The 26,553-nt window shown below is 61.4% G+C and carries 19 protein-coding genes and 4 pseudogenes; 9 read left to right on the top strand and 14 right to left on the bottom strand.

Going from position 1 to position 26,553, the window contains the following annotated elements; translation table 11 throughout:
• Positions 1 to 236: 236 nt before the first annotated feature.
• On the bottom strand, positions 237 to 2,150 hold the full coding sequence (locus tag OIU19_RS01905; protein ID WP_264232993.1) for a hypothetical protein: 1,914 nt from the start codon (positions 2,148 to 2,150) through the stop codon (positions 237 to 239).
• Positions 2,151 to 2,540: 390 nt separating this feature from the next.
• Between OIU19_RS01905 and OIU19_RS01900 the strand changes: the two genes are divergently transcribed.
• Together OIU19_RS01900 and OIU19_RS01895 are read left to right on the top strand one after the other, a co-directional pair.
• Positions 2,541 to 3,677: an acyltransferase gene (locus tag OIU19_RS01900; protein ID WP_264232991.1), complete on the top strand. Its 1,137-nt coding sequence runs from the start codon at positions 2,541 to 2,543 to the stop codon at positions 3,675 to 3,677.
• Positions 3,678 to 3,727: 50 nt separating this feature from the next.
• Positions 3,728 to 4,792: an acyltransferase gene (locus OIU19_RS01895; protein ID WP_264232989.1), complete on the top strand. Its 1,065-nt coding sequence runs from the start codon at positions 3,728 to 3,730 to the stop codon at positions 4,790 to 4,792.
• On the opposite strand, the gene OIU19_RS01890 is transcribed toward OIU19_RS01895, so the two are convergent.
• From OIU19_RS01890 to OIU19_RS01865, 6 genes are all read right to left on the bottom strand, one after another.
• Positions 4,783 to 5,940, bottom strand: a complete 1,158-nt coding sequence (locus OIU19_RS01890; protein WP_264232987.1) for an HlyD family secretion protein — start codon at positions 5,938 to 5,940, stop codon at positions 4,783 to 4,785. The two genes, OIU19_RS01895 and OIU19_RS01890, sit on opposite strands and share 10 nt — an antisense overlap.
• Positions 5,940 to 7,586 (bottom strand): MFS transporter, encoded by a 1,647-nt coding sequence (locus tag OIU19_RS01885; RefSeq protein ID WP_264232985.1) that lies wholly within the window; start codon positions 7,584 to 7,586, stop codon positions 5,940 to 5,942. Before OIU19_RS01885 ends, OIU19_RS01890 begins: the two co-directional genes overlap by 1 nt.
• A 782-nt stretch (positions 7,587 to 8,368) precedes the next feature.
• Positions 8,369 to 9,391, bottom strand: a complete 1,023-nt coding sequence (locus OIU19_RS01880) for an XdhC family protein (RefSeq protein ID WP_264232983.1) — start codon at positions 9,389 to 9,391, stop codon at positions 8,369 to 8,371.
• A gap of 15 nt (positions 9,392 to 9,406) precedes the next feature.
• A complete protein-coding gene (locus OIU19_RS01875; RefSeq protein ID WP_264232981.1) occupies positions 9,407 to 10,759 on the bottom strand; it encodes a cytochrome c in 1,353 nt (450 codons plus the stop codon).
• 20 nt (positions 10,760 to 10,779) lie between these two features.
• Positions 10,780 to 13,023: a xanthine dehydrogenase family protein molybdopterin-binding subunit gene (locus OIU19_RS01870; protein WP_264232979.1), complete on the bottom strand. Its 2,244-nt coding sequence runs from the start codon at positions 13,021 to 13,023 to the stop codon at positions 10,780 to 10,782.
• Positions 13,023 to 13,490: a (2Fe-2S)-binding protein gene (locus OIU19_RS01865; RefSeq protein ID WP_186554513.1), complete on the bottom strand. Its 468-nt coding sequence runs from the start codon at positions 13,488 to 13,490 to the stop codon at positions 13,023 to 13,025. Before OIU19_RS01865 ends, OIU19_RS01870 begins: the two co-directional genes overlap by 1 nt.
• 208 nt (positions 13,491 to 13,698) lie before the next feature.
• Here OIU19_RS01865 and OIU19_RS01860 point away from each other — a divergent pair, with 208 nt between their 5' ends.
• Complete coding sequence (locus OIU19_RS01860; RefSeq protein WP_264232976.1) at positions 13,699 to 14,178, top strand: nuclear transport factor 2 family protein; 480 nt, start codon at positions 13,699 to 13,701, stop codon at positions 14,176 to 14,178.
• 85 nt (positions 14,179 to 14,263) lie between these two features.
• Here the strand turns inward: OIU19_RS01860 and OIU19_RS01855 are convergent, their stop codons facing one another.
• Positions 14,264 to 16,144 carry a sigma-54-dependent Fis family transcriptional regulator gene (locus OIU19_RS01855; protein WP_264232973.1) on the bottom strand — a complete coding sequence of 627 codons (1,881 nt, stop codon included), beginning with the start codon at positions 16,142 to 16,144 and terminating at the stop codon, positions 14,264 to 14,266.
• A 202-nt stretch (positions 16,145 to 16,346) separates the two neighbouring features.
• Here OIU19_RS01855 and cynS point away from each other — a divergent pair, with 202 nt between their 5' ends.
• Both cynS and OIU19_RS01845 read left to right on the top strand, forming a co-directional pair.
• The gene (gene cynS, locus OIU19_RS01850) at positions 16,347 to 16,787 is read left to right on the top strand and encodes a cyanase (protein ID WP_264232972.1); all 441 of its coding nucleotides are present in this window, start codon (positions 16,347 to 16,349) and stop codon (positions 16,785 to 16,787) included.
• A 67-nt stretch (positions 16,788 to 16,854) separates the two neighbouring features.
• Positions 16,855 to 17,679 carry a formate/nitrite transporter family protein gene (locus OIU19_RS01845; RefSeq protein ID WP_264232970.1) on the top strand — a complete coding sequence of 275 codons (825 nt, stop codon included), beginning with the start codon at positions 16,855 to 16,857 and terminating at the stop codon, positions 17,677 to 17,679.
• A gap of 157 nt (positions 17,680 to 17,836) precedes the next feature.
• On the opposite strand, the pseudogene OIU19_RS01840 reads toward OIU19_RS01845, so the two are convergent.
• The 3 genes and pseudogenes from OIU19_RS01840 to OIU19_RS01830 form a co-directional block, all read right to left on the bottom strand.
• Positions 17,837 to 18,280 (bottom strand): annotated as a pseudogene (locus OIU19_RS01840) (methyl-accepting chemotaxis protein); the annotation flags it as partial.
• Positions 18,281 to 18,403: 123 nt separating this feature from the next.
• Positions 18,404 to 18,883: pseudogene (locus OIU19_RS01835) on the bottom strand (PAS domain S-box protein); the annotation flags it as partial.
• 149 nt (positions 18,884 to 19,032) lie between these two features.
• Positions 19,033 to 19,284, bottom strand: coding sequence for a hypothetical protein (locus tag OIU19_RS01830; protein ID WP_264232968.1), 252 nt, complete (start codon positions 19,282 to 19,284; stop codon positions 19,033 to 19,035).
• A gap of 267 nt (positions 19,285 to 19,551) precedes the next feature.
• On the opposite strand from OIU19_RS01830, the pseudogene OIU19_RS01825 reads away from it, so the two are divergent.
• Both OIU19_RS01825 and OIU19_RS01820 read left to right on the top strand, forming a co-directional pair.
• A pseudogene (locus tag OIU19_RS01825) lies at positions 19,552 to 20,316 on the top strand (HAMP domain-containing protein); the annotation flags it as partial.
• A complete protein-coding gene (locus OIU19_RS01820; protein ID WP_372353282.1) occupies positions 20,293 to 21,174 on the top strand; it encodes a methyl-accepting chemotaxis protein in 882 nt (293 codons plus the stop codon). The pseudogene OIU19_RS01825 and the gene OIU19_RS01820, both read left to right, overlap by 24 nt.
• A 20-nt stretch (positions 21,175 to 21,194) precedes the next feature.
• Here the strand turns inward: OIU19_RS01820 and OIU19_RS01815 are convergent, their stop codons facing one another.
• Positions 21,195 to 21,365 (bottom strand): hypothetical protein, encoded by a 171-nt coding sequence (locus OIU19_RS01815; protein ID WP_264232964.1) that lies wholly within the window; start codon positions 21,363 to 21,365, stop codon positions 21,195 to 21,197.
• A gap of 200 nt (positions 21,366 to 21,565) precedes the next feature.
• On the bottom strand, positions 21,566 to 22,942 hold the full coding sequence (locus tag OIU19_RS01810; protein WP_264232962.1) for an amino acid permease: 1,377 nt from the start codon (positions 22,940 to 22,942) through the stop codon (positions 21,566 to 21,568).
• 381 nt (positions 22,943 to 23,323) lie between these two features.
• Here OIU19_RS01810 and OIU19_RS01805 point away from each other — a divergent pair, with 381 nt between their 5' ends.
• Entirely contained in the window at positions 23,324 to 23,746 is a 423-nt protein-coding gene (locus OIU19_RS01805; RefSeq protein ID WP_264232959.1) for a hypothetical protein, read from the top strand.
• Between the two features lie 35 nt (positions 23,747 to 23,781).
• Here the strand turns inward: OIU19_RS01805 and OIU19_RS01800 are convergent.
• Positions 23,782 to 23,973 (bottom strand): annotated as a pseudogene (locus OIU19_RS01800) (MFS transporter); the annotation flags it as partial.
• Positions 23,974 to 24,185: 212 nt separating this feature from the next.
• Between OIU19_RS01800 and OIU19_RS01795 the strand changes: the two are divergent.
• Positions 24,186 to 26,237 carry a PAS domain-containing sensor histidine kinase gene (locus OIU19_RS01795; RefSeq protein WP_264233078.1) on the top strand — a complete coding sequence of 684 codons (2,052 nt, stop codon included), beginning with the start codon at positions 24,186 to 24,188 and terminating at the stop codon, positions 26,235 to 26,237.
• Positions 26,238 to 26,553 lie beyond the last annotated feature (316 nt).

Genomic DNA, 26,553 nt, shown 5'->3' with positions numbered 1-26,553 from the left:
CGGAGTGCGAAAAGATGCCGGAATGACCGGTGGGTCGGGATTAAAACCCACGCGCTAGAGGGGCGCAATCGTGGCAAGACGGCATCGGGACACAGTTGGCAAAGCGTTGCTGCGCGCAGTGCAGGGTAGTTTTGCGGCTAACCCCAGCCTCATTCATACCCACCCGCGCAGTTCACTCGCCACCCGTGCGCTGCAGCGCTTGAATGAGCGCCTCAGGGTGCTGTTCAGGAGCAGGGTCAGGACACTCGCCAGCTCAGGGCGAACAAGGTCTGGGCGGGGACGTTGAAGTGAATCTGTCCCCCCGTGCAATCCACCGCTGCCGGGCGGCTGCGGCTGTCGGGGCCGAACAGTCGCAGTGAAGGACAGGCGCGACCGGCACCTTGCAGGGTCACGTGTTGCTGACGCTCAGCCTTGTTCACGCCGAGCACGCTGCGCTGGCGGTCGCGGGCCATGGCCAGGGCATCGACCTCGAAGGCGCTGTTGTCCATCCGTTGCACCTGATCGAGCCAGTGCGCCTGGATGAACTGCTGGGCAAGGCCGACTGGTTTCAGTTCGAAGCGGTCTGGGCCGGGCAGGCGAATCATGCCCTTCATGTGGTCGGGATCATCTGCCGCCTGGAACCAGTTGAGCATGTCGAGCAGGCCATCCTGAGCCGAATTGATCGCCACCGAGGCCCACCATAACGAGGCGAAGTGGGTTTCCTGTTCGTAGGGGCTGACACTGGGGCCTGGGGAAATGTTGGTCTGGTCGAGCAGCAGCGCCTTGCGTGGCCGCCCATCGGCGTTGACACCGACCACTTCAGCGGCGCGCCGCACACTGTCGCGGTAGACGCGGGTGGCCAGCAGGTCGCGCACCATCCACTCGTGCCAGGCCAGGGCGTCGATCTGCGGCTCGGACTCACTGAGCATGCGCCGCGCCCAATCGATCCCGCGATGCTGCTCACCGCGCGCGGTGAACGGGCCGTTGACGAAGCGCGAGCTGGCCGGCATGGCGATGCGCACCCCGGCCTCGCGCGCGCCTGGGTAGGCGCGTACGTGACGGTCCATGGCGTCGAAGTAGCGCTTGTAGGTGGCGTAGTCGGGGTAGTTGTAGTTGGGCTCGTCGGCAAACGACAGGTAGTGCGTGCCCTTGCCGCCCAGGGCTACGGTGGCCGCCAGCCAGGCGTCCAGACCGGCCAGGCTCTGGCTGTTGGCGTGCAGGTCATTACGGCGTTGGCTGGCGACCATCAGGGTGATGTTCATGTCGATGCCGGCTTGCTCAAGGTAGAAGCGTCTGAAGGCATCTTCGTAATGCGGGCGGTTGGCGAGGATGTCGACTGCGGTATAGAAACCGCCAGCGCGTGGTTTGAGCGTCTCCAGGGCGCCCCGGCTGGCCGGTGGTGGCAATAGGTAGGGCAGGGCCAGGCCCAGGCGCGGGGTGGGGCCGAGCATGTCCTTGTGCAGCTGCAGTTCGGCACGCCCTGGATCTTGGCGCAGTGGCTGCAAATGCTGCGCACGTTGGGCGAACAGGTTGGCCGTGCCGTCCAGCCAGAATGCTGCCTTGCCGCTGCCGTGCAGGCGCAAGCGCCAGACCTGTTCGGTGGCGCTGACCGGTAAGGCAGTCTGGTCGTAGCGGGGATAGTCCTTGTAGGGCTTGAGCTTGAGGGTGACCTGGGTACGGTCGCCCAGGCGCTCGGCCTGCAGGCTGTTGACCCCGCCGAAGAACTTGCCTGCCAGCACCGCCCGCTCACCGGCAGCGACTTTGAAGTACAGCTCGACGCCGTTGGGCGTTTCGGCACTGAAGTGCACCTTGGTCGGGGCGAACAGCGCTACGGTGTTGTCGTCGTGCTCGATACGATAGCTGCGAAAACTGTAGCCAGGTACCTCCAGGCGGTAGGCGGCGGCGCTGGCTGGCAACGCCCAGACCTGCTGGCCACGGCCTTCGCTGGAGGCAATGAAGCGTTCGCCACGCAACTGCCCCTGGCCATCGAGCAGGTACAGCCGCTCTTCGTTGGCGTTGGTCTGCCAGGCCGGCACCCAGCTGACCCGCACGCTATCGTCGCGTGCCGGCTGCAGGTACAGGCTGCCATCGCGAATATCGCCCCAACGCATGGGCGCCGCCTGGGCCAGGGCGCTGAATGCGCAGATCAAAACTGCCAGCGTACGTTTCATACGAGCCCTTGCTTTGACGGGATGGGTTACGCATTAGTGAAATGGCCTTGGGCCATTATCTGCTGCTCAACAATAGACGGCTTAACCTTCAATGGTGTAGCGCCGGTGTTGCATGCGATAAACGGTAGGCGCTTTACGCCAGCGCTGATGGACTGCTTTTATATTTAATTGTTGGATTTGATTTCAGTTTTTTACGCCGCGTTTTTTTGACGCGTTAAAGCGTCAAATTAACTTGGCATGAGCGGTCCTTGCTCTTTATTAGCGTGATGCTAACGTGACATCGTCTAGCGAAATTTCCGTGATCAACCGCGAAGCCAAAAGCCTGGCGCCGGTTTTTTCAAGGCTTCGTGAGACCTGATCCAGAAGGGATAATAAGGAAAGGGCTTGGCTATGAGCGCGCAAGGGCGTTTCCATTCGTTGGACAGCTTCCGCGGCCTGTTTGCCCTGTCGGTGGTCGGTTATCACCTGCGGGTCAGTGGCAGTTTTACCGAGCTGGCGTTCTTTCGCCATGCTGAAGTGTTCGTGGCGTTCTTCTTTGTGCTGAGTGGATTTGTCCTGGCGCACGCTTACGGCAATAGCGCGCAGTTTAACTTTCGCCGGTTCTTTATTTCGCGCACCTTCCGCTTGTTGCCCCTGCACCTGTTCATGTTGGCGGTGTTCATTGTTTTGGAAGGCGGTCGTTATATTGCTTTTCAACAGGGCATGGATTTCAACAATGCGCCGTTTACCGAGCGCTATGCGCCTGCTGAAATTCTGCCCAATGCACTGTTGCTGCAGTCCTGGACCCATTGGACCAATCCCTTGTCCTTCAACTACCCGTCCTGGAGCATCAGCATCGAGTACTACACCTACATGATCTTCGCCTTGCTCTTGAGCATTGCCGCTGGCCTGCGCCAATGGGTGTGGGCGGCATTGGTGGTGGCAGCACTGGGGCTGATGCATGTGGGTAATGGCTTCTTCACCCTCGAGGCATTGCGCGGCTTGGCGTACTTTTTCACCGGCTGCCTGATCTACACCTTGTACCTCAAGCTTGCCCACTTCGAACGCCCCGGCTTCTGGCTGATGTCGCTGCTGGAGGTGATTGCCGTAGCGGCCGCCTTGCTGTTCGTGGTCAGCGACTTTGAAGCCAAGGCCTTGGTCGCCAGCCCGCTATTCGGCAGCATTATCCTGATCTACGCCTTTGACGGTGGCGCAGTATCACGCGTGTTGACCGGGCGCTGGTTTGCCTTGTTCGGCAAGTTGTCCTACTCCATTTACCTCACCCACGCGGCGATCCTGTTTTGCGTGGTGTCGGCGTTCATGCTGATCAAGAAGCTGATCGGCATCGATATCGCGCCGATGATCGACGGCACGCGTTACCTGGATACCGGCAATGCACTGCTTAACAACCTGGTGGCGTTGCTGGTAGTGGCGATGGTGGTGCTGGTGTCGATGTTCACTTACCGCTACGTGGAAATGACCGGCCAGAACCTTGGTCGCGCACTTGCCAACAGACCCGCGAACAAAAGCCCGGTGCTGGAGTCGTGAACCGGCTACGTCGCGCTACCGCCTCCCAGGCTGACTGAAAGGATGTGGCCATGACCTCCGTTGCCCAGGCTCCGGCTGACAAGCTGGACAGTATCCAAATGCTGCGCGCCATCGCCGCGCTGGCGGTGGTGTTCTTCCACCTGCCGCTGTTTCGCAATGGCGATTGGGGCGTAGATATCTTCTTTGTCATCAGTGGCTTCATCATGGCCATGGTCACCACCCAGTCAGGCAGCCATTTCTTTACCAAGCGCCTGATTCGGGTGGTGCCGTTGTACTGGTTGGGTACGATCGGTGTGTTTTGCGTGGCGTTGGTATTGCCTAGTCTGCTGGACAATACCCGAGCGGACTTGACCGGCCTGGTCAAGTCGTTGCTGTTCATTCCCTACCAGAAGGGCGAGTTCGTGCAGCCGCTGCTGTACCTGGGCTGGACGCTGAACTTCGAGATGTTCTTCTACGCCGTGTTCGCCCTGTCCATGGCGGTCAGTCATCGTTATCGGTTGTTGATCTGCTCGGGCTTGCTGCTGGGGTTGGTCATGCTCGGTCAATGGCTGACCTTCGAGAGCTTGTTGGCCAGGTTCTATACCCAGCAGATTCTGCTCGAATTCGTCCTGGGCATGGGCTGTTATGCATTGTATGCACGCACCGCGACCTGGCGTGCAGCGCCGGGCGGCTCGGCTGGGCGCGCCGCGCTGGTATTGATTGGCTTGCTCGCCCTGGCCTACATGCCGTTGTCGGCCAGCCTGGGCGAGGACGCCGGGCGCGGCGTGGGGCGCGGGATACCGGCTGCGATCATCGTCATCAGCCTGGTGGTGGGCTTGTCGCGAACCAGCTTGCCCAAGCTGCTGGTGCTGATCGGGGACGCTAGTTACTCGCTCTACCTGTTTCACCCGTACGTGCTGAAGGTGTTCAACAAGGTGTTCCACGTGTTCGATGCGCCGGGCGTGCTGGCTTATGTGATGGTGCCGGTGAGCATTGGCCTGTGCTGCGCAGTGGCGATCGCGGTCTATCGGCTGGTCGAGTTGCCACTGACCCGCTGGTTGCGCGTGCGCCTGATCGACCGCCGCACCTTACGTGGCGCTACGCCGGTAGCGCCAGCGGGCAATGCTCAATCGTGAGCGGGATGCGCCTGTTCTGCGTGCTCACGGGTATCGATACTGACCACCACCGACATCCCCGGGCGCAGCTGTCGTGCCTCGGGCTGATCGGCGTCGACCGTTATCCGCACCGGTATCCGTTGGGCGATCTTGACGAAGTTGCCGGTGGCATTGTCGGCCTGCAACAGGGCGAACTCTGAGCCAGAGGCTGGCGAGATCTGCTGCACATGGCCGTAGAGTTTCAAGTGATCCAAGGCATCCACGGTAAAGCTCACCGGTTGGCCGATGCGCACCTTGGCCATCTGCGTTTCCTTCATGTTGGCGATCACCCAGCGCGCGTCGGGCACCAGCGCCATCAACTGCGCCCCGGAATTGACATAAGCCCCCAGACGCGTGCCGATCTGCCCCAGCTGGCCGTCACGCGGCGCGGTTACCCGGGTGTTGTCCAGATCGATGCGCGCCAGCTCCACGGCGGCCTTGGCGCTCTCTACCGAAGCCTCTAGCGCCGCACGGTTGACGATCACGGTTTGCAGGTCCTGGCGGGCGATCTCCAGAGCGGCCTTGGCTTGCGCCAGGCTCGCTTGCGCAGCGGCGTGGCTGGCGCGGCTGACGTCCAGCTCGCGGCGCGACACCGACCCGTCGCTGACCAGCGCCTGGTTGCGGCGCAGGTCGGCCTGGCTCTTGTCGGCCTGCGCTGCGGCATCGGCGATCGCCGCCTGGCGTTGGGCGATGGTGGCCTGGGCGCTGTTGCGCTGTTGCAGGTTATTGGCCAACGCCGCTTGCTGTTGTTGCAACTGGGCAATCGATTGGGCCAGGCGCTGTTTGTAGATGCGGTCGTCCAGGCGCACCAGCAGGTCGCCGGCCTTGACGAATTGGAAGTCGTGCACCGGCACTTCGACGACGTAGCCGGCCAGTTGCGGGCCAATGATCGTCACCTGGCCGCGCACCAAGGCGTTCTCAGTGCTTTCGATGGCACTGCTGAAAGGCGGCAGGCGCCAGGCGTAGAGCACCAGCAAGATACCGGCCATGGCCACGCCGGCAAAGGTCATCGAGGACAGCACGCGTACTCGCCGCGAACGTGTGGGGCTGCTCGGTTCGTTGGGCGGGGTATGGCCTTCCGGGGTTTCGGCGATGGCGGTGGTGGAGGTGGTCGGTGTCTCTTGAGTCATCAGGTTCGGGCGCCGCTGGTGGTGTCGGAAGGGCGTGCTGTGCGAGTCGTGTACCAGACCCAGAGGCTGCGTAGCAAGATCCACAACATGGTCAGTACGGCAATCGTGCCGATCAACATGAACACATCGTTGTAGGCCAGCACATTGGCTTCGCGGGTGGTGGCATTGGCCAACAGGCGGGTGCCGACTTCGCTGCGCAGGCCGGGGTCGGCGATGATCCCGGCATAGCCGCTGCCGCCGCTTTGCACCCTGGCGTTGACCAGCGGTTCGAGGCGGCTCAACTGTTCGGCAAGGTTGCTCGAATGAAATTTCTCGCGCACGGTCTGGAAGGTGCCCAGCAAGGCCGCGCCGATCAAGCCGCCGAGGTTGTTACAGATGCCGAACATCACCGAAAAACTGACCAGGTTACGCGGGTTGGCGCGCACATGGCTGATGCCCAGGGCCATCGAGGGGCCGAGAAAGAACGTGCTGCCGAAGGCCAACATGAATTGGCTCAGGTACATCTGCGCAGGGCGGGTCAGGTTGCTTGAGCTGCTGTCCATGAACGCCCCGCTGGCCATCAGCGCGAGCGAGACGAACAGCGGCATCACCAGGTGCTTGGGGTTGATGGTCAGGGCACTGGTGGCAAGTCCGGCGACCGCGCCGAGCAACATCACCCAGTACAGGCTGCGCAGTTGTTCGTTGCCCAGGTTCAGGGTTTGCAGAAAGCCCACCGCGCCGGTCGATTGCTCGGAGGTGACCATGCGGATCAGGATCACGCACAAGGCCAGGCGGATCACGGCCGCGCTGCCTAGCCAGCGGGTCATCAGCAACGGGTTGCTGCGGTTGTGCTCGATCGCCAGGCCCGCGCAGATCAGCGCGATCGCCGCTGCCAGGGCAACGCCGATCCAGGGCGCATCCAGCCACCAGTCGATACGCCCCAACGACAGGGCGGCGCAGAGCAGGGCGGTGCCGCTGGCCATCAACGAGAAGGTGAGAAAATCCAGCGGCTCGAAGGTTTTGAAACGGTCACCTGGGGGCAATTTGAGCAGCAACACGCAGCCCAATGCGGCCAATGCCAAGCCCAACTCGAACATGTACAACCCGCGCCATTCGGCGATTTGCAGTAAATCTTCGGAGAACACCCGGGCCAGCGGTACGGCCAACTGCGAGGCGCCAAGGCCTAATACCATGGCCTTCAAGCGCCACTGCGCAGGGAAGGCCTGGATCATGTAGTACAGGCCCAGCGAGCTCAGCGCGGCCCCGACCATACCGTGCGCGGCCCGCACGGCGATCGCCGAGTTGAGGTCGTTGACGAACAGGTGGGCGAAGGTCACCAGTGCGTAGAGCACCAGGAACACCTCGGTGAAGGCGCGCAGGCCGAACTGCTGGCGGAACTTCACCAGCAATAGGTTCATCGACACGTTGGTCATGACGAACGCCGCCGGTAGCCAGGCCATTTCGGCGGTGGTGGCGCCCAGTGCGCCCTGCAGGAAGGTCAGGTTGGCGGTGACCAGCGCGTTACCCAGGCCGCCGGTGATCGCCACCAGCAGGCCGACGGCGCCGTAGGCCAGGCGTGTGCCTGGGGGGTGCAGGGGCGTTGACGGAGAGCCGGGCAGGCTGGGTTTTTCGTGGGGCAGCCACTGGCGGGGGGTGTATTTGTCCATTGCAGGTGCGGGGGCCTGGTTCGCGTAGGCAAACTCTACGCGAGCTGCCTGGCAAAGGAAATTTTCAGATGTGAGATTGATCCTGAGCGGATGGGGTTAGTTCCGGCCTCTTCGCGGGCAAGCCCGCTCCCACAGGGTTCCGGCTGTTCTCGGGTTCAGTGGGTATCCAGGTGCAGGCTGTTGTACTGAGGACCCTTGGCAGATCAGCATTTTATTAGGTTCAACCAGGCCCCTGTGGGAGCAGGCTGTTCTCGGGGTCAGTGGGTATCCAAGTGCAGGCTGCTGTACTGAGGGCCATTGGCAGGTCAGCATTTTATTAGGTTCAACCGGGCCCCTGTGGGAGCAGGCTGTTCTCGGGGTCCGTGGCTATCCAGGTGCAGGCTGTTGTACTGAGGACCCTTGGCAGATCAGCATTTTATTGGGTTCAACCGGGCCCCTGTGGGAGCAGGCTGTTCTCGGGGTCAGTGGGTATCCAAGTGCAGGCTGCTGTACTGAGGGCCCTTGGCAGGTCAGCATGTTATTAGGTTCAACCGCGCCCCTGTGGGAGCAGGCTGTTCTCGGGGTCAGTGGGTGTTCAGGTACAGACTGCTGCACTCAGGTGCCTTGGCAGATCAGCATTTTATTAGGTTCAACCAGGCCCCTGTAGGAGCAGGTTGTTGCCGGGTTAGGTGGATATCCAGTGCCAGGCTGCAGTACTCAAGTCCCTTGGCAGGACAGCACTTTTCAGGTCCAACCAGGACCCTGTGGGAGCGGGCTTGCCCGCGAAAAGTACGACGCCGCCTTCAGCCGGCAAGCAATTGCCGCTCCTTGGCCCGCTTGGCATGGGTCACCGACACTTCGCCAGGCAAGGCCACGTTGTTCTTTACCGCGAGAATCTCAGCCATGACACTCACGGCAATCTCCGCCGGGGTCTTGCTGCCGATGTAGATGCCAATAGGCCCGTGCAGGCGCTTGAGCGAGGCTTGGGTCTCACCAAAATGCTCGATCAAGCGCTCGCGGCGTTGCTGACTGTTGCGCCGCGAGCCTATGGCGCCAATGTAGAAAGCGGGGCTGTGCAGCGCCTCGAGCAAGGCCAGGTCGTCGAGCTTGGGGTCGTGGCTCAAGGCCAGAATGCAGGTGCGCAAATCAGGGCGGAATGCCCGTACCACATCGTCCGGCATGCCGACCAACTGCTCGACCCCGGCAACGTTGCAGGCCCCCATGTACTCGGGCCGAGGGTCGCAGACGCTGACTTTGAAGCCATTGAACTGGGCCATGGTAGCGACGTACTCGGCCAACGCCCCGGCGCCGATCAACAGCATGCGATAACCGGGGCCCAGGGTGCTGCTCATGTACCGACCGTCAAAGCTGAATTGGTCCGGGCTGGCGCTAGGTTCAAGGCGCACTTCACCGCTGGACAGATCCAGCATGCGCCGCGCCAGCTCACCGGCATCGAGCCGAGCCAACAGCTGCTCGAGCAACTGCCGGCAAGGATTGAACTCCAGGATCAGCTCCAGCGTACCGCCACACGGCAACCCGAAACGGTGCGCCTCATCCGCGCTGACCCCGTACCGCACCACCTGGGGCAACCCTGGGGCAATACCCGCGCCGCCATAGACTCGGGTGTAGCGGTGGATCAGGTCATCTTCGATGCAGCCACCCGACACGCTACCGATCACCCGGCCGTCCTCGCGCAGCACCATCATCGAGCCCACCGGCCGTGGCGACGAACCCCAGGTGCGCGCCACCGTAGCCAACAACACCTGCTCGCCGGCAGCCAGCCAGTCGCGGGCGCTACGCAGGACCATCAGGTCAATGCTCTCCATCCCGTCGCCTCCTGTTCAGCGCATCTGCAAAATGATCGGGCTGGCACTGGCAGGCCCGGTGTGTTCGCGCAGCTTGGCTACCTCTTGCGCCTGCACTGCGCCGCCATGATTACCCCAGGTGCTGCGCACGAAGCTCAGCACGTCGGCGATCTCGCGGTCGCTTAGCTGCTCGCGAAACGCCGGCATGCGGTAAGCGTCCGGTACGCCGGCAGCAACCACCCGTTGCGAGCCATTGAGGGTGATGTTGATGGCCGAGGCGGTTTCTTTGGCCAAGGCTGAGGTGGCACCGGCAAGCGGCGGCATCCACTCCGCCTGGCCACGGCCCTCCAGCCCATGACACGAGGCGCAGACGGTGACATAGGTATGCGCACCCGGCGCCTGCAGGCGGGTAGCTGCCGACACCGCCTGGTACTGCCAGGGTTGCCCATCACGCTGGGGATCGCCGGGCAAGGATTTCAGGTAGCGGGCGATGGCCGCCAGATCATCGTCGCGCATGAACTGGGTCGAGTTGTTGAACGCCTCGGTCATCGAACCATAGACCACGGCATGCTGGTTACGACCGGTCTTGAGGAAACGCACGATGTCCGCCTCGCTCCAGCGCCCAAGGCCGGTATTGGGGTCATTGCGCAGGCTGGGCGCGTACCAGCCATCGAGCAAGGCCCCGGCGACGAACGCGCTGCCATGCTCGCTCAGGGCCTTCTCGTTGAATGCCAGGCCGCGCGGTGTATGGCAACTGCCGCAGTGGCCGGGGCCTTGGACGATATAGGCACCACGGTTCCACAGCGGGTCTTGATCGGTTTTTGCCGCGTACGGGGCAGCATCGGTGAAAACGCCATTCCACAGGGCAATCGGCCAGCGCAAGTTGAGCGGCCAGGGGATTTCTCCCGGTTTATTGGGCTGCTCGGCTGCCCGCACGCCTTTCATGAAGAAGGCATACAGGGCACGCACATCATCGTCACTGAGCTTGGCGTAGGAGGGGTAGGGCATTGCCGGGTACAGCCGGCGCCCGCCAGGCGCGACACCGTGCCGAACCGCCCTGTCGAAGTCCGCCAGGCTGTAAGCGCCAATGCCATGGCTGGCGTCGGGGGTGATGTTGGTGGCATAGATCGCCCCCAACGGCGTCGCCATCTTCAGCCCGCCGGCAAACGGTGCGCCTTCGGGCAGGCTGTGACAGGCCACGCAGTCGCTGAGCCGGGCCACGTATTCGCCGCGTTGGATCAGGGCTTGATCCATAGTGGCCTGGCTGCTGGCTTGCGCATCGAACGGTGAGCCAGGCTCACGGGTGACATACCAGGCCAACAGGCCCGCCGCGATCAGGCACGGTACGGCCAGCAAGCCTAGGGTTCTTGCAGTTGATTTTTGCGTCATGTGCAGGTCGTCCTGGCCAGCTAGCTGAAGGTATAGCGCGACAGCGGCATGCTACGGATGCGCTGGCCCGTCAGCCGCGCCACCGCATTGGCCACCGCCGGGGCTACGGCAGGCAAGGGCGGCTCACCGATCCCGCCCATCTTCTCCCCGCTTTCGACAATGCGCACATGCACCCGCGCCATACGCGCCGCAGGCAGGATTGGGTAGAGGTCGTAGTTGCGCGCGCGCGGCTTGCCGTCGACATACACCGCTTCCTCCAGCAGCACCTGGGACAGGCCAAGGGCCACCGCGCCATTGACCTGCGCCTCGACAATCGCCGGGTTGACGATGCTGCCGGGGTCGATCGCCTGCCAGATGTCGTGGACCCGCACCTGGCCGTTTTCAATCGACACCTCGGCAATCACTGCCGCCTCGGAGCCGAACGGCGAGGCCATGGCCACCCCGCGGGCGCGCTTGCTGCCATCCTCGGCCGTGAACGGGCCGCGCTTCCAGCCGCCCGACAGCTCGCCCACCGCTTCGAGCAGGGTGCTCAAGCGTTGGTTGTCGCGCAGCAGGCGTCGGCGCAGTTCGAACGGATCCTGGCCGCCTTTATCGGCCAATTCATCGAGGAAGGCTTCGTAGAAGAAGTCGTTCATCGAGTTGCCCACCGAACGCCAGTATCCGAGCATCGCCGGGCCTTTGACATAGACCTGCGCGATGCGCCGGTTGGCGATGGCGTAGGCCTTGCCAGACAAGCCTTCCAGGGCGGTGGGGTCGATCTTCTCGGCTTGCTTGCCAGCGATCGCCTCGGTTGGCCCTTCGGTGGCGCTGACCGCCTCGATGGCTACCGGCAGGCCATCGGCATCGAGCCCGGCGCGGAACTTGACCACGGCCATGGGCCGCAGCACATCGCGCAAAAACTCTTCCTCGCGGCTCCAGATCAGCTTGATCGGCCGGCCGACCGCCTTGGCCAGGGCGATGGCTTGCGGGTAGGGGTTGGCGCTGTCGTAGAGGAAGTGCCGACCAAAGAAGCCACCCAGCAGTGGCGAGTGCAGGGTGATCTGCGCCGGGTCCAGGCCGGTACGCTTGGCGATGTCGGCGCGGAACATGTCTGGCGCCTGGTTGGGCAGCCATACCTCCAGCGAGCCATCGGCGTTGAAGCGTGCCAGGGCGGAGGGCGGCTCCAGTTGCGCGTGGTTGAGAAACTGGTTGTGGTAGGTCGCCTCGAGCTTGGTCTTGGCGCCGTCCAGCGCCTTGGCGAAGTCGCCTTGCACTTCTTCGTCACGCGCAGGGCTGGTCGCGCTGCTTAGCCGCTCGCGGAAACCCTCGGTGGAAAAATCTGCCGGCATGGGTCGCACCGGGGCGTCCGCGGCCGGCTCCTGCCACTGCACCTGGATCGCCTCCACCGCACGCTTGGCATGCCACCAGCGCTCGGCGACCACGGCCACCGCGCCGGGGAGTTGATGAATCGAATGCACGCCTGGCATGGCCTTGACCTGGGCTTCATTGCGCAGCTCGCCCACCGTCATGCCCAGACGCGGGGCGTGTTGCACGGCGGCATGCAGCATGCCGTCGAGTTTCAGGTCGATGCAGTACAGCGCCTTGCCGGTGGATTTGTCGTAGGCGTCGACGCGCTTGACCGGCTTGCCGATCCAGCGGAAGTGGCTGGGGTCACGCAGTTGGATGCTGGCCGGGTCGGGCACTGGCAGGTCCATCGCCTGGCTGGCCAGCTCGCCGTAGCTCAGCGACCGGCCTGAGGCTGCATGCAGCACCCGACCCGGTTCGGTGCTCAGTTCGCTGACCGGCACCCCCAGCCGCTCGGCGCCGGCCTGCAGCAGCATGGCCCGCGCCAAGGCGCCGAGGCGGCGCATGGTGGGATAGCTCATGCGCACCGACATGCTACCGCCGGTGATGCGCATGCCGTTCTCCATCACCACGTAGGCCTCGCCAGGCGGCGCAGCCTCGACCAGGAAGGTCGCAGGATCGGCGTCGAGCTCTTCGCCGACGATCTGCGCCATGGCGGTGAAGGTGCCTTGGCCACCCTCCATGAACGGGCTGAGCAGGCGAATGCTGTTGTCCGGGCGAATCTCCAGGAAGGCCGGTACTTGGGTACCCTGGGCCGGTGCTGTAGCGGCTGCGGCCTGAACCCGCGAGACGCCAATCGGCAGGCCAAAGCCCAGCACCAACGCGCCGATTGCGCTGCCGGCCAAAAAGCGCCGCCGTGAGAGGTTGACCGGCTGATCCAACTGCAACAGATCGGCCGGGTAATCGACGGGCGCGTTCATCAGGCATTCTCCTGTTGAGCAGGCTGTTCGGCCAAGGCGTGCACGGCGCTGTGAATTGCGTTGTAGGTGCCGCATCGGCACAGGTTGACCATCGCCGCGGCAATTTGCTCATCGCTGGGCTTAGGGTTGTGCTTGAGCAGCGCGGTGGCCGCCATGACTTGCCCGGACTGGCAGTAGCCACATTGGGCGACCTGCTTTTCTACCCAGGTCGCGACCACCCGCTTGCCAACTTCGTCCGCTTCGATGGCCTCGATGGTGGTGATCTCGCGCCCAACCACCCCGGCCACCGGGGTGACGCAGGCGCGCACCACATTACCGTCGACCAGCACCGAACAGGCACCGCATTGGGCCAGGCCGCAGCCGTACTTGGTGCCGGTCATGCCCAGATCATCGCGGATCACCCAGAGCAGGGGGGTATCCGCTTCTGCATCGACCTCGTAGGTCTTTTGGTTGATTCGAAGCTGCATGGCTCACCCGTAATCAGTCGGTTGGTTGATCGATCTTTAGTTTTTATCGGTCGCGCCGCGCAGCTGGCGCTGCGCGCACCCTGCAGAAAACCTAGCACAGGGCCAGGCGTGCAGGTTTGCACGATCCTGCCGAGAACCGGTCAATCGGCACGGGACTGTGAAGTTGGGCTAATTTGGTTGAGTGCTTCAAACATTCAGGAGAACCGCCATGACATCCGCCACCAGCACCCGCCCGCCACTGCCGCCGTTCACCCGCGAATCGGCCATCGAAAAAGTGCGAATGGCCGAGGACGGCTGGAACAGCCGTGATCCGAAGAAGGTGGCTACGGCCTACACCCTCGACACCCAGTGGCGCAACCGCGCTGAGTTCATTCATGGCCGAGGCGAGGTCGAGGCGTTTCTGACCCGTAAATGGAATAGAGAGCTCGACTACCGCCTGATCAAGGAGCTGTGGGCGTTTAGCGCCAATCGTATTGCCGTGCGTTATGCCTATGAATGGCACGATGATTCGGGGAACTGGTTTCGCTCTTACGGCAACGAGAACTGGGAGTTCGCCGACGATGGGCTGATGGCGGTGCGCTTTGCGTGTATCAATGATCTGCCCATTCATCCCTCGGATCGCAAGCACCTCTGGCCGCTGGGACGGCGACCGGATGATCATCCGGGCTTGTCTGACTTGGGGCTTTAGAAGGGCGGATTGATGTGTGCATTCTCCGGCCTCATCGCGCGACGAGTCACAGTAGTGCGACGAGGCCCGTGCAGGCAACAAAGGTTCAATGGCCCTTGTACTGGCGCGGATCGATCCCCCACTTTTTCAGGCGCGAGGCCAGCGTAGTGGGCTTCAGGCCCAGCAGCTGCGCAGCCCCGTGCGCGCCAGAGATCTTGCCTGCCGTGCGCTTGAGGACGCTGATGACATTGAGCTGGATCTGTCGTTGCCACTCTTGATCGGCAGTCGGTTCAGCATCGGCCGTTGCTGGGGTTGGCTGGCTGCGATGAGCTTGACCGCTGCTTGCCAGTAATTCGTCGAAGCTGACCCGCCCCTCGCGGGCGACGATGGTCTGGCGTTCGATGACGTTTTGCAGTTCGCGGATATTGCCCGGCCAGGGGTACTGCTTGAGCACCTCGACCTGCGTCAGGGGCATGCGCACATCAGGTTTGTTGAACGCCTGACTGGCCCGCGCGAGGAAGTGGCTGGCGAGCAACGGGATGTCTTCGAGCCGCTCACGCAGCGGCACCGAGCGGATCGGAAACACATTCAGCCGAAAATACAGGTCTTCGCGGAAACTGCCTTGGGCGACCATTTCGCGCAGATCACGGTTGGTCGCGGCAATCACCCGGACATCCACCGCCCGGGTGCGGTTATCGCCGACCGCCTCGAACTGGCGATCCTGCAGCACACGCAGCAGCTTGCTCTGCAGCTCAAGAGGGATTTCACCCACCTCGTCGAGGAACAAGGTGCCGCCGTCGGCCAGTTCGAAACGGCCGACGCGGTTGCTCACGGCGCCGGTGAATGCGCCCTTGAGATGACCGAAAAACTCGCTTTCGAACAGTTCGCGGGGGATTGCCGCGCAGTTGACCCGGATCAGTGGGCGGTCAGCGCGGCGACTGCTGGCATGGATGGCACGGGCAATCAGCTCCTTGCCGGTGCCGGATTCGCCGCTGACCAGCACGTTGGCATCGGTGGCGGCGACCAGTTCGATCTGCTGGATCAGGTGGCGCACGGCCGGGCTCTTACCAACGATTTCGTGGTGATTGGCCTGGGCGTTGATCTCTTCTTGCAAGTACTGGTTTTCCATTTCCAGCCGGCGCTGCAATTGCTCGACCTCAGTGAGCGCCTCACGCAGCCGCGCCTCGGTACGCTGGCGCTGGCGAATATCGCGAAACAGCACCACGGCGCCGACCAGCCTGCCCATCTCGAAAATCGGTGTGCTGGTGTATTCGACGGCGATCGGCTCGCCATTCTTGTGCCAGAACACCTCGTGGTCGACCCGATGCACCTGGCCATCGCTGAACGAGGCATGAATGGGGCACTGGTTGACGGCAAACACCCGGCCGTCGCTGTGGCTGTGGTGGAACAGTTGGTGGGCGTCCTGGCCGATCATGTCGGCAGCGCTCCAGCCCAGGATGCGTTCGGCCGCAGGGTTGATGAAGGTGGTCTGGCCGCGGGTATCCAGGCCGTAGATGCCTTCCCCGACGGCGCCAAGGATCAGCCGGTTCTGTTGCTGGATGCGCTCGAACACCTGGCTGATGCGTTCCCAGCCGACATGGCCAAGGCGATGTTGCCGGCGCGCCTCGGCGCGGTTGCGGCGCTGTTCGAGCAGGTCGCGACGCTGGATCATCATCAGGATGCGCTGCTGATCCATGGCCCGGGCGGTGATCTCGACCGCCTGTTGGCGGTGCAGCAGGTCGACCAGGGTCAAATCGTCCGACCACGCCTGGCCTTGGGTCAGCACTTCATCGCTGAAGCTCACCCATTGCGAAATGGCGCCACGCAAGAACTGGCTGAACGCAAGCTCATCTGCCGCCTGAGCCGAGCAGGCCAGCAACTCTAGCGCGGCGAGGTTGGCTTGCACGATGCGGTCGTCGACAGCATCGACCAGCAACATGGCAATGGGCGCATCAGCGCAAATCTGTGGCGACAGAGAGGCGGGCATCGGCGTTTTCCTGTGCGTCAGATTTAACGAAATTTCGTCAGTGGCGTTCCGATATTTCGTTATTCACGAACTATCGTCAATCCGTGTTTCGCAGTTCGGCGGAAAATATCAATTAATTCAACGGCCTATATGCTCAATGCAGTTGGCACATCTCTCGCTATAGAGCGTTTAGTCCTAACCGCTAACCCAAGAGATAAACACGATGAACAAAGTTGAAATGCACCACCTGATCATGGCCGCCAAAGCGCGCAAAGGCTTTAGCTGGGATGACCTCAGCGCTGCCGTGGGCAAGGCGCCGGTGTGGTTGGCGTCCGTCTGCTACGGCATGAACAGCGCGCCCCAGGACGTGGCCGCGCATCTGTGCGAGGTGCTTGAACTGGATGCCGAAGTCGCCACGGCAATGACCGCTTACCCGGTCAAGGGCTGGGACCAGGCCATCCCTCAGGACCCATTGATCTATCGCCTGTACGAAGTGGTCGGGGTGTACGGCCCGACCCTTAAAGACGTAATTCAGGAGAAGTTCGGCGACGGCATCATGAGCGCGATCGACTTCTCGATGCATGTCGAAAAAATCGAAGACCCCAAGGGCGACCGCGTGCTGCTGACCCTCAATGGCAAGTTCTTGCCGTACCGCTCCTGGTAATCGATCTGCCATTCTGGCGCCTCAGTGATGGGGCGTCCTTGACCGCTTTGTGCCGAGGGAAACTGCAATGTCCTATCTACTACCCGCTGAGTTCGTCACCAAGATGCTCGATGCCGGCGCCTCGAAGATCCACATGTCGACCCGCGACACACTGATCCGCAGCTACATGGCTGGCGCCATTCTGGCGCTGGCGGCGGTGTTCGCCGTCACCATCGCGGTACAGACCGGTTCGGCCTTGCTTGGCGCGGTGCTGTTCCCGGTCGGCTTTTCGATGCTGTACCTGATGGGCTTCGACCTGCTTACCGGAGTGTTCATGCTCACGCCCCTGGCGCTGCTGGATAAACGCCCCGGGGTTACGGTGCAGGGCATTCTGCGCAACTGGGGGCTGGTGTTTGTCGGCAACTTTGCCGGCGCCTTGACCGTCGCGTTGATGATGGCCTTTGTCTTCACCTATGGCTTCAACGCCTCCCCAGGCGCCGTGGGGGAAAAGATCGCCAGCATCGGCGAGGCGAGGACCTTGGGCTATGAGCAATACGGACTCGCCGGCTGGCTGACGATTTTCCTGCGCGGGGTGCTGTGCAACTGGATGGTGTCGATGGGGGTGGTCGGGGCGATGATTTCCACCTCAGTGAGCGGCAAGGTGATCGCCATGTGGATGCCGATCATGCTGTTCTTCTACATGGGTTTCGAGCATTCGGTGGTGAACATGTTCCTGTTCCCGTCGGCGATGATCATGGGCGGCGGCTTCTCGGTCATGGATTACCTGGTGTGGAACGAGATCCCCACCGTGCTGGGTAACCTGGTCGGTGGCTTGGCCTTCACCGGGCTGACCTTGTATGGCACGCACATCCGCACTGTTGGCAAGACGGCCCAGGCAGCACGCGCGTCCTGAACAATTTAATGGGGTTGCACTGTGCGGAACCGCATTCAGTTGTGCTCGTGCAAACCCTGCTAAAAATCAGCAAGGAGTACAGATTTGCGCCGATGGTCGGGTGATCGCTCCGGCGCTGCGCAAAGCGCCTTGACCTGCGAGCCCAGCCGCCCAGGACTCAGCCGTTGTTGCGCTGCTCCAGGCGCTGGGCAAACTGGCCAATCACCTGCACCACTTGCTGGGCGCCTTGATGGATGTCGCCAATCACCGCGCCTGCCTGGTTCGCCAAGGCAACGCCTTGCTCGGTTTTCAGGGTGCTGGAGTGCATGCTGGCAACCGCCTGCTGAGCCAGTTGGCGGTTTTTCCCGACCACCTCACTAATAGCGACGGTTGCCTTGCTGGTGCGTTGGGCCAGGTTGCGCACTTCGTCAGCGACCACGGCAAAACCCCGCCCTTGCGCGCCCGCACGGGCGGCTTCGATGGCGGCGTTGAGGGCCAGCAGGTTGGTCTGCTCGGCGATGCTGCCAATCGCATCGACAATGCTGCCGATCTGCTCGGATTGCGCGCTCAGGGCGTTGACCCCGCTGGCCATCTGCTCAAGCTCGTCGGCAATGCTCTGCACCACGGTCACGGTCTGTTGGATCACCGCAGCACCGCGCTGGGTATGTTCATCGGTCGCTCGAGAGGTCTCGAACGCCAGCAGCGCCGCTTGTGATTCGGCCTGGCGCTGCACGACATCGGGGGTCACGTTGGTGGCGAACTTGACCACCCCATAGAGCTTGCCTTGGCTGTCGTAGAGCGGGTTGTAGCTGGCCTGTAACCAGATGCTGACGCCGTGGCTGTCGACACGCTGGAACAGCCCTGTTTTGTATACGCCGCGGTTGAGCTCAGACCAGAACGCTTGATAGCCGTCACTGTGGCTTTCACTGGGCAAGCAGAACATCTGATGATGCTTGCCGCGCACCTGCTCCAGGCGATAGCCCATCACCTTGAGGAAATTTGCGTTGGCGTTGATCACCACGCCATCCAGGTCAAACTCGATCACCGCCATCGAACGATCGATTGCGGTGTTGTAGCTGGATTGCTTGTGCGCCCGTAGCTTATAGCCGTCGATCTCCCGTTCAAAGGTCACCACCGATTCCCGCAGGGCGGCCAACTCACCTTCCAGGGCGGTCTGGTGAGCCTGAAACTTTTGCAGCAGTTGCTGGTGGATGCGGGTGCGCATGAACATCTGAGAGGCTCCGAGGTACGATGCTGCGCGGCGGTAATCATTCGAGGAGGAGGGCGGCAGCAGTGGCGCTATTAAGCCATCATGCGCGGAATAATTGTACAAATATCTATCCTTGTACAACTTTTCGCGCTACTGCCAGTCGATCAACCGCTGATTGGGGGGCGGGCCTGTACGGTCTCGGCAACTGCTTCAGCACGGTCGGCGCGTAGGATTGACGCCCTGCGCTGCTCATATTGTTCCAACGTCAGGCCCTGACGGGCGAGGGCTTCGAGCTGCAACTGGCGAGTTTCTTCGGCGCTGTAGGGGCGCAGTTCGGGATGATTGGCACAGCCGCTTAGCACACTAAGGCCAATGGCTAGCAAGGTAGCGAAAAGCAGGCGGGCTGTGATGGTCATCGAGGGAGCTCCTTGGCGCGAGATTGGTGAAGGCGAGTCGATGACGCAAGGTTAAGGAGGGGGTGTAATGAGTTGAAATTGCTTTGGTCGATAGTGGGTATTGGTTTTGCCTAAGGGTAGATTTGGCGCCGCTTGCGCAGCGCCACGCTAGCGGGAGGCACAAGCCGTTCGATTATCGAGCACAGATCGCGTGTTAGCGCTAAACCTTCCGCGATCAATGCCGAACGTAATGGGTAGTACATTTTACTGCCACCCGGATGCGTCGCCATGTCACTACGCCACCTCACCATCGCCACTCGCTCTTACTTGAGCTTCAGCCTGATCGCCGCCCTGGTGGTGGTGCTAGGGCTGTTTTCCATCGACAAGATCTCCAGCATGCGCGAAGCGGTGGTGTACACCGAACAGGTGACCAACGTCGGCACTCGCTACCTGGGCGAGGTGCGCAGCCACATGCTCGGCCTGCGGGTCATCACCCTGCGTATGGCCATCGCCCGCGATCCTGCCCAGCTGGCGCCAACCGTGGCGCGCCTGGAAGTGCTCAAGGGGCTGCTCGACAAAGGCGTACAAGGTTACGGCGCAGTGTTGCCGGCAGCGGGCAAACCGGCGTTTGCCGAAATGCAGCAACTGATCGACCAGTACCGGGTGCTGCTCGACCAGTACAAGGACTTGTCCGAGCGCAATCAGTTGGCGTCGATGCAGACCATGCTCAGCGGCGCCATGCAGGACATCTCCAACCGCATCGGCGAGCTGTACGACAGCCTGGTCAGGTTCAGCAGCGAAGCCGCCGAGCAGCACACCGCTCAAGCCCGCGCCGATTACCAGCGGGCGCTGTACCTGACTTTCAGCGTCATTGGCCTGGTGCTGTTGCTGACCATTGCCCTGGCCTGGCTGCTGACGCGCAGTATCGTCAGCCCACTGCGCGAAGCCATCCGCGTCGCGCAGAATATCGCCGAGGGTGATCTCTCACATGCCGTACAGACCACTGGCCGTGACGAGGCGACCCTGCTGATGCATGCCCTGGCGGCGATGCAGGCCAGCCTCACGGATGCCCTGCGGCTGATCGGCGATTCCTCGCATCAACTGGCGGCAGCCAGCGAACAGATGTCGGCGATTACCCAGCAGACCTCCGGCGACCTCAATCGACAGAGCGACGAGATCCAGCAAGCCGCCACCGCTGTGACCGAAATGAGCGTTGCGGTGGAAGAAGTGGCGCGCAACACGGTGAGCACCTCTGAGATCTCCCGCCAGTCGGAGGATGCCGCACGGCGCGGGCGTGAGCGGGTGGGCGAGGCAATCAATTCGATCAGCAAGATGAGCCACGATGTGCATGAGGCATCGCGTCAGATCGAGGCCCTGGCATTGTTATCGCAGCAGGTAGGCAAGGTGCTCGATGTGATTGGCGCGATTGCCGGGCAGACCAACCTGCTGGCGCTCAATGCGGCAATCGAGGCGGCGCGGGCGGGTGAAGCTGGACGGGGCTTTGCCGTAGTGGCCGATGAGGTCAGGGCGCTGGCGGCACGCACCCAGAGCTCGACGTTGGAGATCGAGGAGATGGTCAATGCCATTCGCAGTGGCACGGCACGAGTGGTCGAGTCGATGCAGAGCAACAGCCAGCAGGTCGGCCATACCCTGCAGGTGGCTGAGCTAGCCGGGCAAGCGCTGGATGAAATCACCAACGGCGCAACCACCATCCATGAGCGCAACCTGGTGGTGGCCAGCGCCACTGAAGAGCAGGCTCAAGTTGCCCGCGAGGTGGACCGCAATCTGCTCAACATCCGCGATCTGGCGGCGCAGACCTCCGAGGGCGCGGATCAGATCAGTGCGGCGAGCCAGGAGTTGGCCAGCCTATCGATTGGCTTGAACAGCATGATGAAGCGGTTCCGCCTCTGAGCTGCACGCAAACGTGGCAACTAGGCAAGAAACTCAGACTCCACAGGACCAGCGGCCTGCTTGTCCTGCTGGATACTGGTGTACACCGCGAGACTGCACACCCCGACCAGCCCAACACTGGCCAGCAGGATATCGCCCAGCAGCATACCGACCAGCAGCAGGAATACGGTGATGCGAAAGAGGGTGGTCATGACTGCCTCCGATGCAGATGCGATGGTCTCCAGAGCCTCACCATAACGTCCTGCCCGCCAGAGTGCAGCCCGCTTGAGCGGAGCTGGCACTCCTTCCATCTGATTTGGCAGATCGAGCGTCGCCGGCGCTGCCTCAGGGTGTGTAGCAGCGGGCTTACCCCACGATGAGGCCAGACGCGCCACCCCCAAAGCCGTAGCAATTAGCTCCCGGCATAGCCAACCGATTTCCCCGCCAACCGGCTGCGCATCACGAAATACGCCGCCACCACAATCAACGACGTCACCGTGGTGAACCAGAACTGGAACCGCGAGGCCGGATCGAATGCCTGGGTAACGATCACCGCCAGCAGGGCGAACAGCGCAACGATGTTGGCGTACGGGAAGAACCACGCGCGGAACGCGCTCGGGTCCACCGGCTCCTGCCGGGTTTTCCAGCGCATGGCCAAGTGGGCAATGATGATGAAGATCCACACGATCATCACGAACGTGCCGCTGCTTTTGGCCAGGGTCATGAACAGGTCACCACCGCTGACGAAGTGCACGGTCAGAATCAACAAGCAGATACTCAAGCTGAGCAACAACGCGTTCAGTGGCACGCCTTTGGAGGTAGTGCGCGAGAACAACTTCGGCGCATGGCCACGCTGGCTCAGCGAGAACAGCATGCGTGAGTTGGAGAACATGAACGAGTTCATCACCGACATGAACGAGATGAATAACACGATCTTCATCGCCACCGCGGCACCGCTGAAGCCAGCCAGGGTGAACAACGAGACATACGGTGAGGCCAGGTTGGCGGAGTCGGTCCAAGGCAGGCACAGGATCAGGATAGACACGGAGCCCACATAGAACAGCATCACCCGCAGGATCACGCTCTTGATCGCGCGAATGACGTTCTTGCGTGGATTTTCCGATTCACCGGCCGCCACGGCGGCGATTTCACTGCCGCCCAGCGAGAAGATCACCACCACCACACCTGCCATGACTGGCGACAGGCCATTGGGCATGAAGCCGTCGTGAGCGGTCAGGTTGACCCAGCCAGGGGAGGGGATATCGTTGTGCAGGCCAAGCAGAATCGAGATGCCCAGCGCCATGAAGATGACAATTGTGGCCACCTTCATTGCCGCCAGCCAGTACTCCACCTCGGCGAAGGATCTAACCGAGTAGGCGTTACTCGCCATCAGCGTCACCAGCATGATGAAAGCGCCTGCCCAGATCGGTAGCCCTGGCAGAAAATCATGCAGGATTGCGCCTAGTAGCACTGCTTCCAAGGTGATGGTCAACATCGACTTGAACCAGTACAACCAGCCGACAGCAAAGCCTGCCCATTCGCCGAGGTAGGTGTTGGCGTAGGTCGAGAACGAGCCGGCATCTGGGTTGCGACAGGCCATCTCGCCCAGCATGAACATCACCAAGGTGACCACTATGCCGCCGATGAAGTACGACAGAATCGCGGCAGGCCCGGCCGAGGCAATCAGTTTGCCCGAGCCCATGAACAGCCCCGCACCGATCACCCCGCCCAGCGCGATCATGGTGATATGCCGTTGTTTGAGGCTTTGCTTCAGACTGTTGGAATGCATTTCCTTGTCCTCTCTTATTATTTGGGAGGAGTCGGCGACAGTTGCGCAGCGCACCAAACGGTGTCGCCCGCAAAGACTGTCGCCCCCCAACGCAGGCATCGTCGTGCGCCTGCGTCCACGCCCTGTAGCCTTTCTTTAGGCAATGGCTATCAGGCTGGCCACCTTGGACAAGGCTGGCGCGCATCTCAAGCGAATTCTGCGCACAACATCCTGCGATTTTTTCTTGAGGGCGGCGCTTGCAAAGCGGCGGCGACAGGCGTTCCAGCGAGAGGAACTTGATCGGGTAGTTCGATCAGGTGATTGCCATCGACATCGTATTGACGGCTGCCTGCCGGTCTTGTCGGCGCTATTGTTAAACATCGAGCCATCGAGGTATTTATCATGAACAGATTGCTGCTAGTGCTAGCGATAACGCTGGTTACTGGCTGTCAGACGCCGATGCCAGTCGCCAACCCGCAGATGGCCTGGGTCGATTTCTCGACGCCATTTCCCAACGACAGAGTGCTGATGGCCGAGCGCTTGGATAAACAGCGCTTGCGTGATGGGCGGTTTTTTCAAGTGACCCCGGGTAGTCATGAGCTGGTGGTCAGATTCGATTACGACGTCAACGGTGGCGGTGGCATCAGCCTGATGGGTGGCACCACCGTTCGCCAATGCTACCTGACCGTCAACTACGCACATTTCCAGGCGGGCCAGCGCTATGTTCTCGAGGCGCGCTCGATGGCGCTGACGCCGCAAGCGCGGTTGTACGATGCCAAGGGCGAGGTGGTTGCAGAGGTTAGCGAGTTTTACTGCTTGATGTGATGCCCGCAGGCAGCGCACCGTCAGCTTGCTCCGTATCCCACCGCGCGAAACTGGAATCGGTCAAATAGCTTGCCGCCTGCGATGTTGCCAATGATGCCGCCGACACCGAACGCCGCCAAGCCGAATGGAATCCACTCGGGAGAAACTTTGGTCACCTCGAGCATCGTTGGCGCCAAGTAGCTGAAGACGGTGAACATGCCCGCAAAGCCAATGGACGCTATCGCAAGACACGCTGAAACGTTAAGGCTCCAGATGGTAGACAATACGCGATAGGCGCGTCGAGAGTAGTCGTCGCTGATTCTTTGAAGGCAGTATGCTTTGCTGTGCATCAGCGTAGATAGAATGGCGACGGTGGCATCGAGTTAGGCAATGTTATCCATGGGCTAATGGCCCAAGGTATCGACAAGAGGACGTTATGGAGCGCCAACCCCCTGGCACTATGCATGGGACGGATGTTGCGGCATCACACAATCAAGGCCATGCGTTTGCAACGGATGCATCAGAGCGTTTGCAGTTGGCTCTCGATGCAGGCGCAATCGTCGGTACCTGGGTGTGGGATATCCCGGCTAACCGTGTGACCGCTGACGAGCGCTTTTCCAGATCCTTTGGACTGCCTGCGCACAAGTGCATGGCCGGCATTCCTATCGAGGAAGCGTTTTCGTCTATTCACCCCAACGACCGTGATCGCGTCTCGACCGACATACAGGAAGCCATGCGTCGCGGCGGTGCCTACCGGTGTGACTACCGCGTTCGACAGCACGACGGTAGCTACCGCTGGATCGAAGCCAATGGCCGCGCGGAGCTCGATGAGCAGGGGCGGGCGATCAGGTTTCCCGGGGTTCTCATGGATATTGAGTCGCGGCGCACAGCTGAGGCTGAGCGTGACAGGATGTCGGCATTGCTGCGCACATTCACTGCCGCCGTGCCCGGTGTTGTCTACGCCAAGGATCTGGAAGGCAGGCTACTTGTAGCGAACCATGGCGCCACGCAACTGATCGGCAAACCGCCAGAGTTTTACTTGGGCAAAACCGATCTGGAGTTTCTTGAGGACAAAGCCCAGGCGCGTCAGATCATGGAAACCGACCAGCGCGTGATGCAGGGAGGCAAAGCCGTGCAGATCGAAGAGCGGGTCGATATGCCGGACGGTACAGTGACCTACTGGTTATCAGTCAAAGCGCCGCTTTGCGACGATGCAGGGGAGGTCATTGGGCTGATCGGCTCGTCCATTGACGTGACTGCGCGCAAGAATGCCGAGTCGCAGCTTGTGGAACTCAATCGCACCCTGGAAGCACGGATCGAGGAGGCTCTGGCCGAGCGGGAAGCGGTTCAAGCGGCGCTTCGCCAATCTCAAAAGATGGAAGCGGTTGGCCAGCTGACAGGAGGGATCGCTCACGATTTCAACAATCTATTGGCGGGGATCACAGGGAGCCTGGATCTGATCAAGCGCCGTTTGAAGCAACGGCGTATCGCCGATGTTGAACGTTATCTTGCAGTGGCCCAAGGCGCCGCCCAGAGAGCGGCATCGCTGACGCATCGACTCCTGGCATTCTCTCGTCGCCAAACACTGATGCCTCTTCATATCGACGTGAACAGCCTGATCAGCGATATGCAAGAGCTGATCAGCCGCACAGTAGGCCCCTCGATCACATTGAAGGTAGAACTGAACGCAAAATCGAGTATCTGCCTGGTCGACCCGGCCCAGGTAGAGAACTCGCTATTGAACCTGTGTATCAACGCCCGCGACGCATTAGCCAGCTGCGGCTGCATTTCCATTACTACGTCCAACCAAGAGTTGGTGCAAGGACCAGAACTGGATCCTGAGCTGTCTCCCGGAAAGTATTTGACGATTTGTGTCGCTGACAACGGAATTGGCATGAGCGCCCAGACGCTTTCCCGCGCATTCGAGCCGTTCTTCACCACAAAACCTGTCGGGGCCGGGACCGGGCTTGGCTTGTCGATGATCTATGGCTTTGCCAAACAATCAGGAGGCCAGGTCAGGATCGAGTCAGTTGAGGGTCACGGCACCCGTGTTTATCTTCAGTTGCCTAGCCAAACGGCCCCAGTCACAGCGTCGGAGCGTATGGAGCCACTGGATGAGACGACATTATCTGCATCAGGTGAAACGGTGTTGGTCGTCGATGACGAGCCATCGGTGCGCATGTTTGTGAGCGAAATGCTAGGTAACTGCGGGTACCGGGTTGTCGAAGCAGCCGACAGCCTCGCTGGCCTTCAGTTACTTTGTTCAGACACTCACATCGACTTGCTCGTGACAGACATAGGCCTGCCGGGTGGTATCGACGGTAGGCAGATGGCAAATGAGGGGCGTAGAGCCAGGCCTGGATTGCCAATTTTGTTCATGACGGGTTATGCGCAGCCACATGTGCTCGACAGCGTCCAGTTTGAGCCTTGCACTGCGGTGCTGACCAAGCCTTTTTCACTTGAGGCGCTAATGCTGAATATCAGGGCATTGCTCAGGACAAACGAATGCTAGAGGGGAGCTGTTCGGGAGCCGGAGGCGGGATTGCCCGCAAAGAGGTCGGTTCAACATTTCGTATTTAGCGCGCGAACAGCTGCGGGCCGACGTACATTGTTGTACACGCGGGTTTCATACGAAAACGTTTATTTCAGGGGGGAATAGCGGACAGAAATGAGTGCTGCGTGATTAAGGACAACGGCACTTAGAGCTCGGTAAGTGCGGGCTTACCAGTGAACACCGCCTCGCATTCTTCGCGGGTCAACCCACCTTCGTTTGCCAAAATGCAACTCGGTACTGTTCAAACACCGCAGGCTGTCATAAATTTATCCAA

It is taken from the genome of Pseudomonas sp. BT-42-2, from assembly GCF_025847435.2.
Classification (GTDB): domain Bacteria; phylum Pseudomonadota; class Gammaproteobacteria; order Pseudomonadales; family Pseudomonadaceae; genus Aquipseudomonas; species Aquipseudomonas urmiensis.
Note: the sequence above shows the minus strand (reverse complement) of the source record. Positions and strands in the feature narration are given on the sequence as shown.

What these genes read in the sequence shown, in the direction of transcription:
- OIU19_RS01860 (WP_264232976.1), top strand. Translation starts at nt 13,699, where the DNA reads ATGACATCCGCCACCAGCACCCGCCCGCCACTGCCGCCGTTCACCCGC.
- OIU19_RS01820 (WP_372353282.1), top strand. Translation starts at nt 20,293, where the DNA reads ATGCATGCCCTGGCGGCGATGCAGGCCAGCCTCACGGATGCCCTGCGG.
- OIU19_RS01805 (WP_264232959.1), top strand. Translation starts at nt 23,324, where the DNA reads ATGAACAGATTGCTGCTAGTGCTAGCGATAACGCTGGTTACTGGCTGT.
- OIU19_RS01895 (WP_264232989.1), top strand. Translation starts at nt 3,728, where the DNA reads ATGACCTCCGTTGCCCAGGCTCCGGCTGACAAGCTGGACAGTATCCAA.
- OIU19_RS01845 (WP_264232970.1), top strand. Translation starts at nt 16,855, where the DNA reads ATGTCCTATCTACTACCCGCTGAGTTCGTCACCAAGATGCTCGATGCC.
- OIU19_RS01865 (WP_186554513.1), bottom strand. Translation starts at nt 13,490, where the DNA reads ATGCAGCTTCGAATCAACCAAAAGACCTACGAGGTCGATGCAGAAGCG.
- OIU19_RS01870 (WP_264232979.1), bottom strand. Translation starts at nt 13,023, where the DNA reads ATGAACGCGCCCGTCGATTACCCGGCCGATCTGTTGCAGTTGGATCAG.
- OIU19_RS01855 (WP_264232973.1), bottom strand. Translation starts at nt 16,144, where the DNA reads ATGCCCGCCTCTCTGTCGCCACAGATTTGCGCTGATGCGCCCATTGCC.
- OIU19_RS01905 (WP_264232993.1), bottom strand. Translation starts at nt 2,150, where the DNA reads ATGAAACGTACGCTGGCAGTTTTGATCTGCGCATTCAGCGCCCTGGCC.
- OIU19_RS01880 (WP_264232983.1), bottom strand. Translation starts at nt 9,391, where the DNA reads ATGGAGAGCATTGACCTGATGGTCCTGCGTAGCGCCCGCGACTGGCTG.
- OIU19_RS01885 (WP_264232985.1), bottom strand. Translation starts at nt 7,586, where the DNA reads ATGGACAAATACACCCCCCGCCAGTGGCTGCCCCACGAAAAACCCAGC.
- OIU19_RS01900 (WP_264232991.1), top strand. Translation starts at nt 2,541, where the DNA reads ATGAGCGCGCAAGGGCGTTTCCATTCGTTGGACAGCTTCCGCGGCCTG.
- OIU19_RS01810 (WP_264232962.1), bottom strand. Translation starts at nt 22,942, where the DNA reads ATGCATTCCAACAGTCTGAAGCAAAGCCTCAAACAACGGCATATCACC.
- OIU19_RS01815 (WP_264232964.1), bottom strand. Translation starts at nt 21,365, where the DNA reads ATGACCACCCTCTTTCGCATCACCGTATTCCTGCTGCTGGTCGGTATG.
- OIU19_RS01890 (WP_264232987.1), bottom strand. Translation starts at nt 5,940, where the DNA reads ATGACTCAAGAGACACCGACCACCTCCACCACCGCCATCGCCGAAACC.
- OIU19_RS01795 (WP_264233078.1), top strand. Translation starts at nt 24,186, where the DNA reads ATGCATGGGACGGATGTTGCGGCATCACACAATCAAGGCCATGCGTTT.
- OIU19_RS01875 (WP_264232981.1), bottom strand. Translation starts at nt 10,759, where the DNA reads ATGACGCAAAAATCAACTGCAAGAACCCTAGGCTTGCTGGCCGTACCG.
- cynS (WP_264232972.1), top strand. Translation starts at nt 16,347, where the DNA reads ATGAACAAAGTTGAAATGCACCACCTGATCATGGCCGCCAAAGCGCGC.
- OIU19_RS01830 (WP_264232968.1), bottom strand. Translation starts at nt 19,284, where the DNA reads ATGACCATCACAGCCCGCCTGCTTTTCGCTACCTTGCTAGCCATTGGC.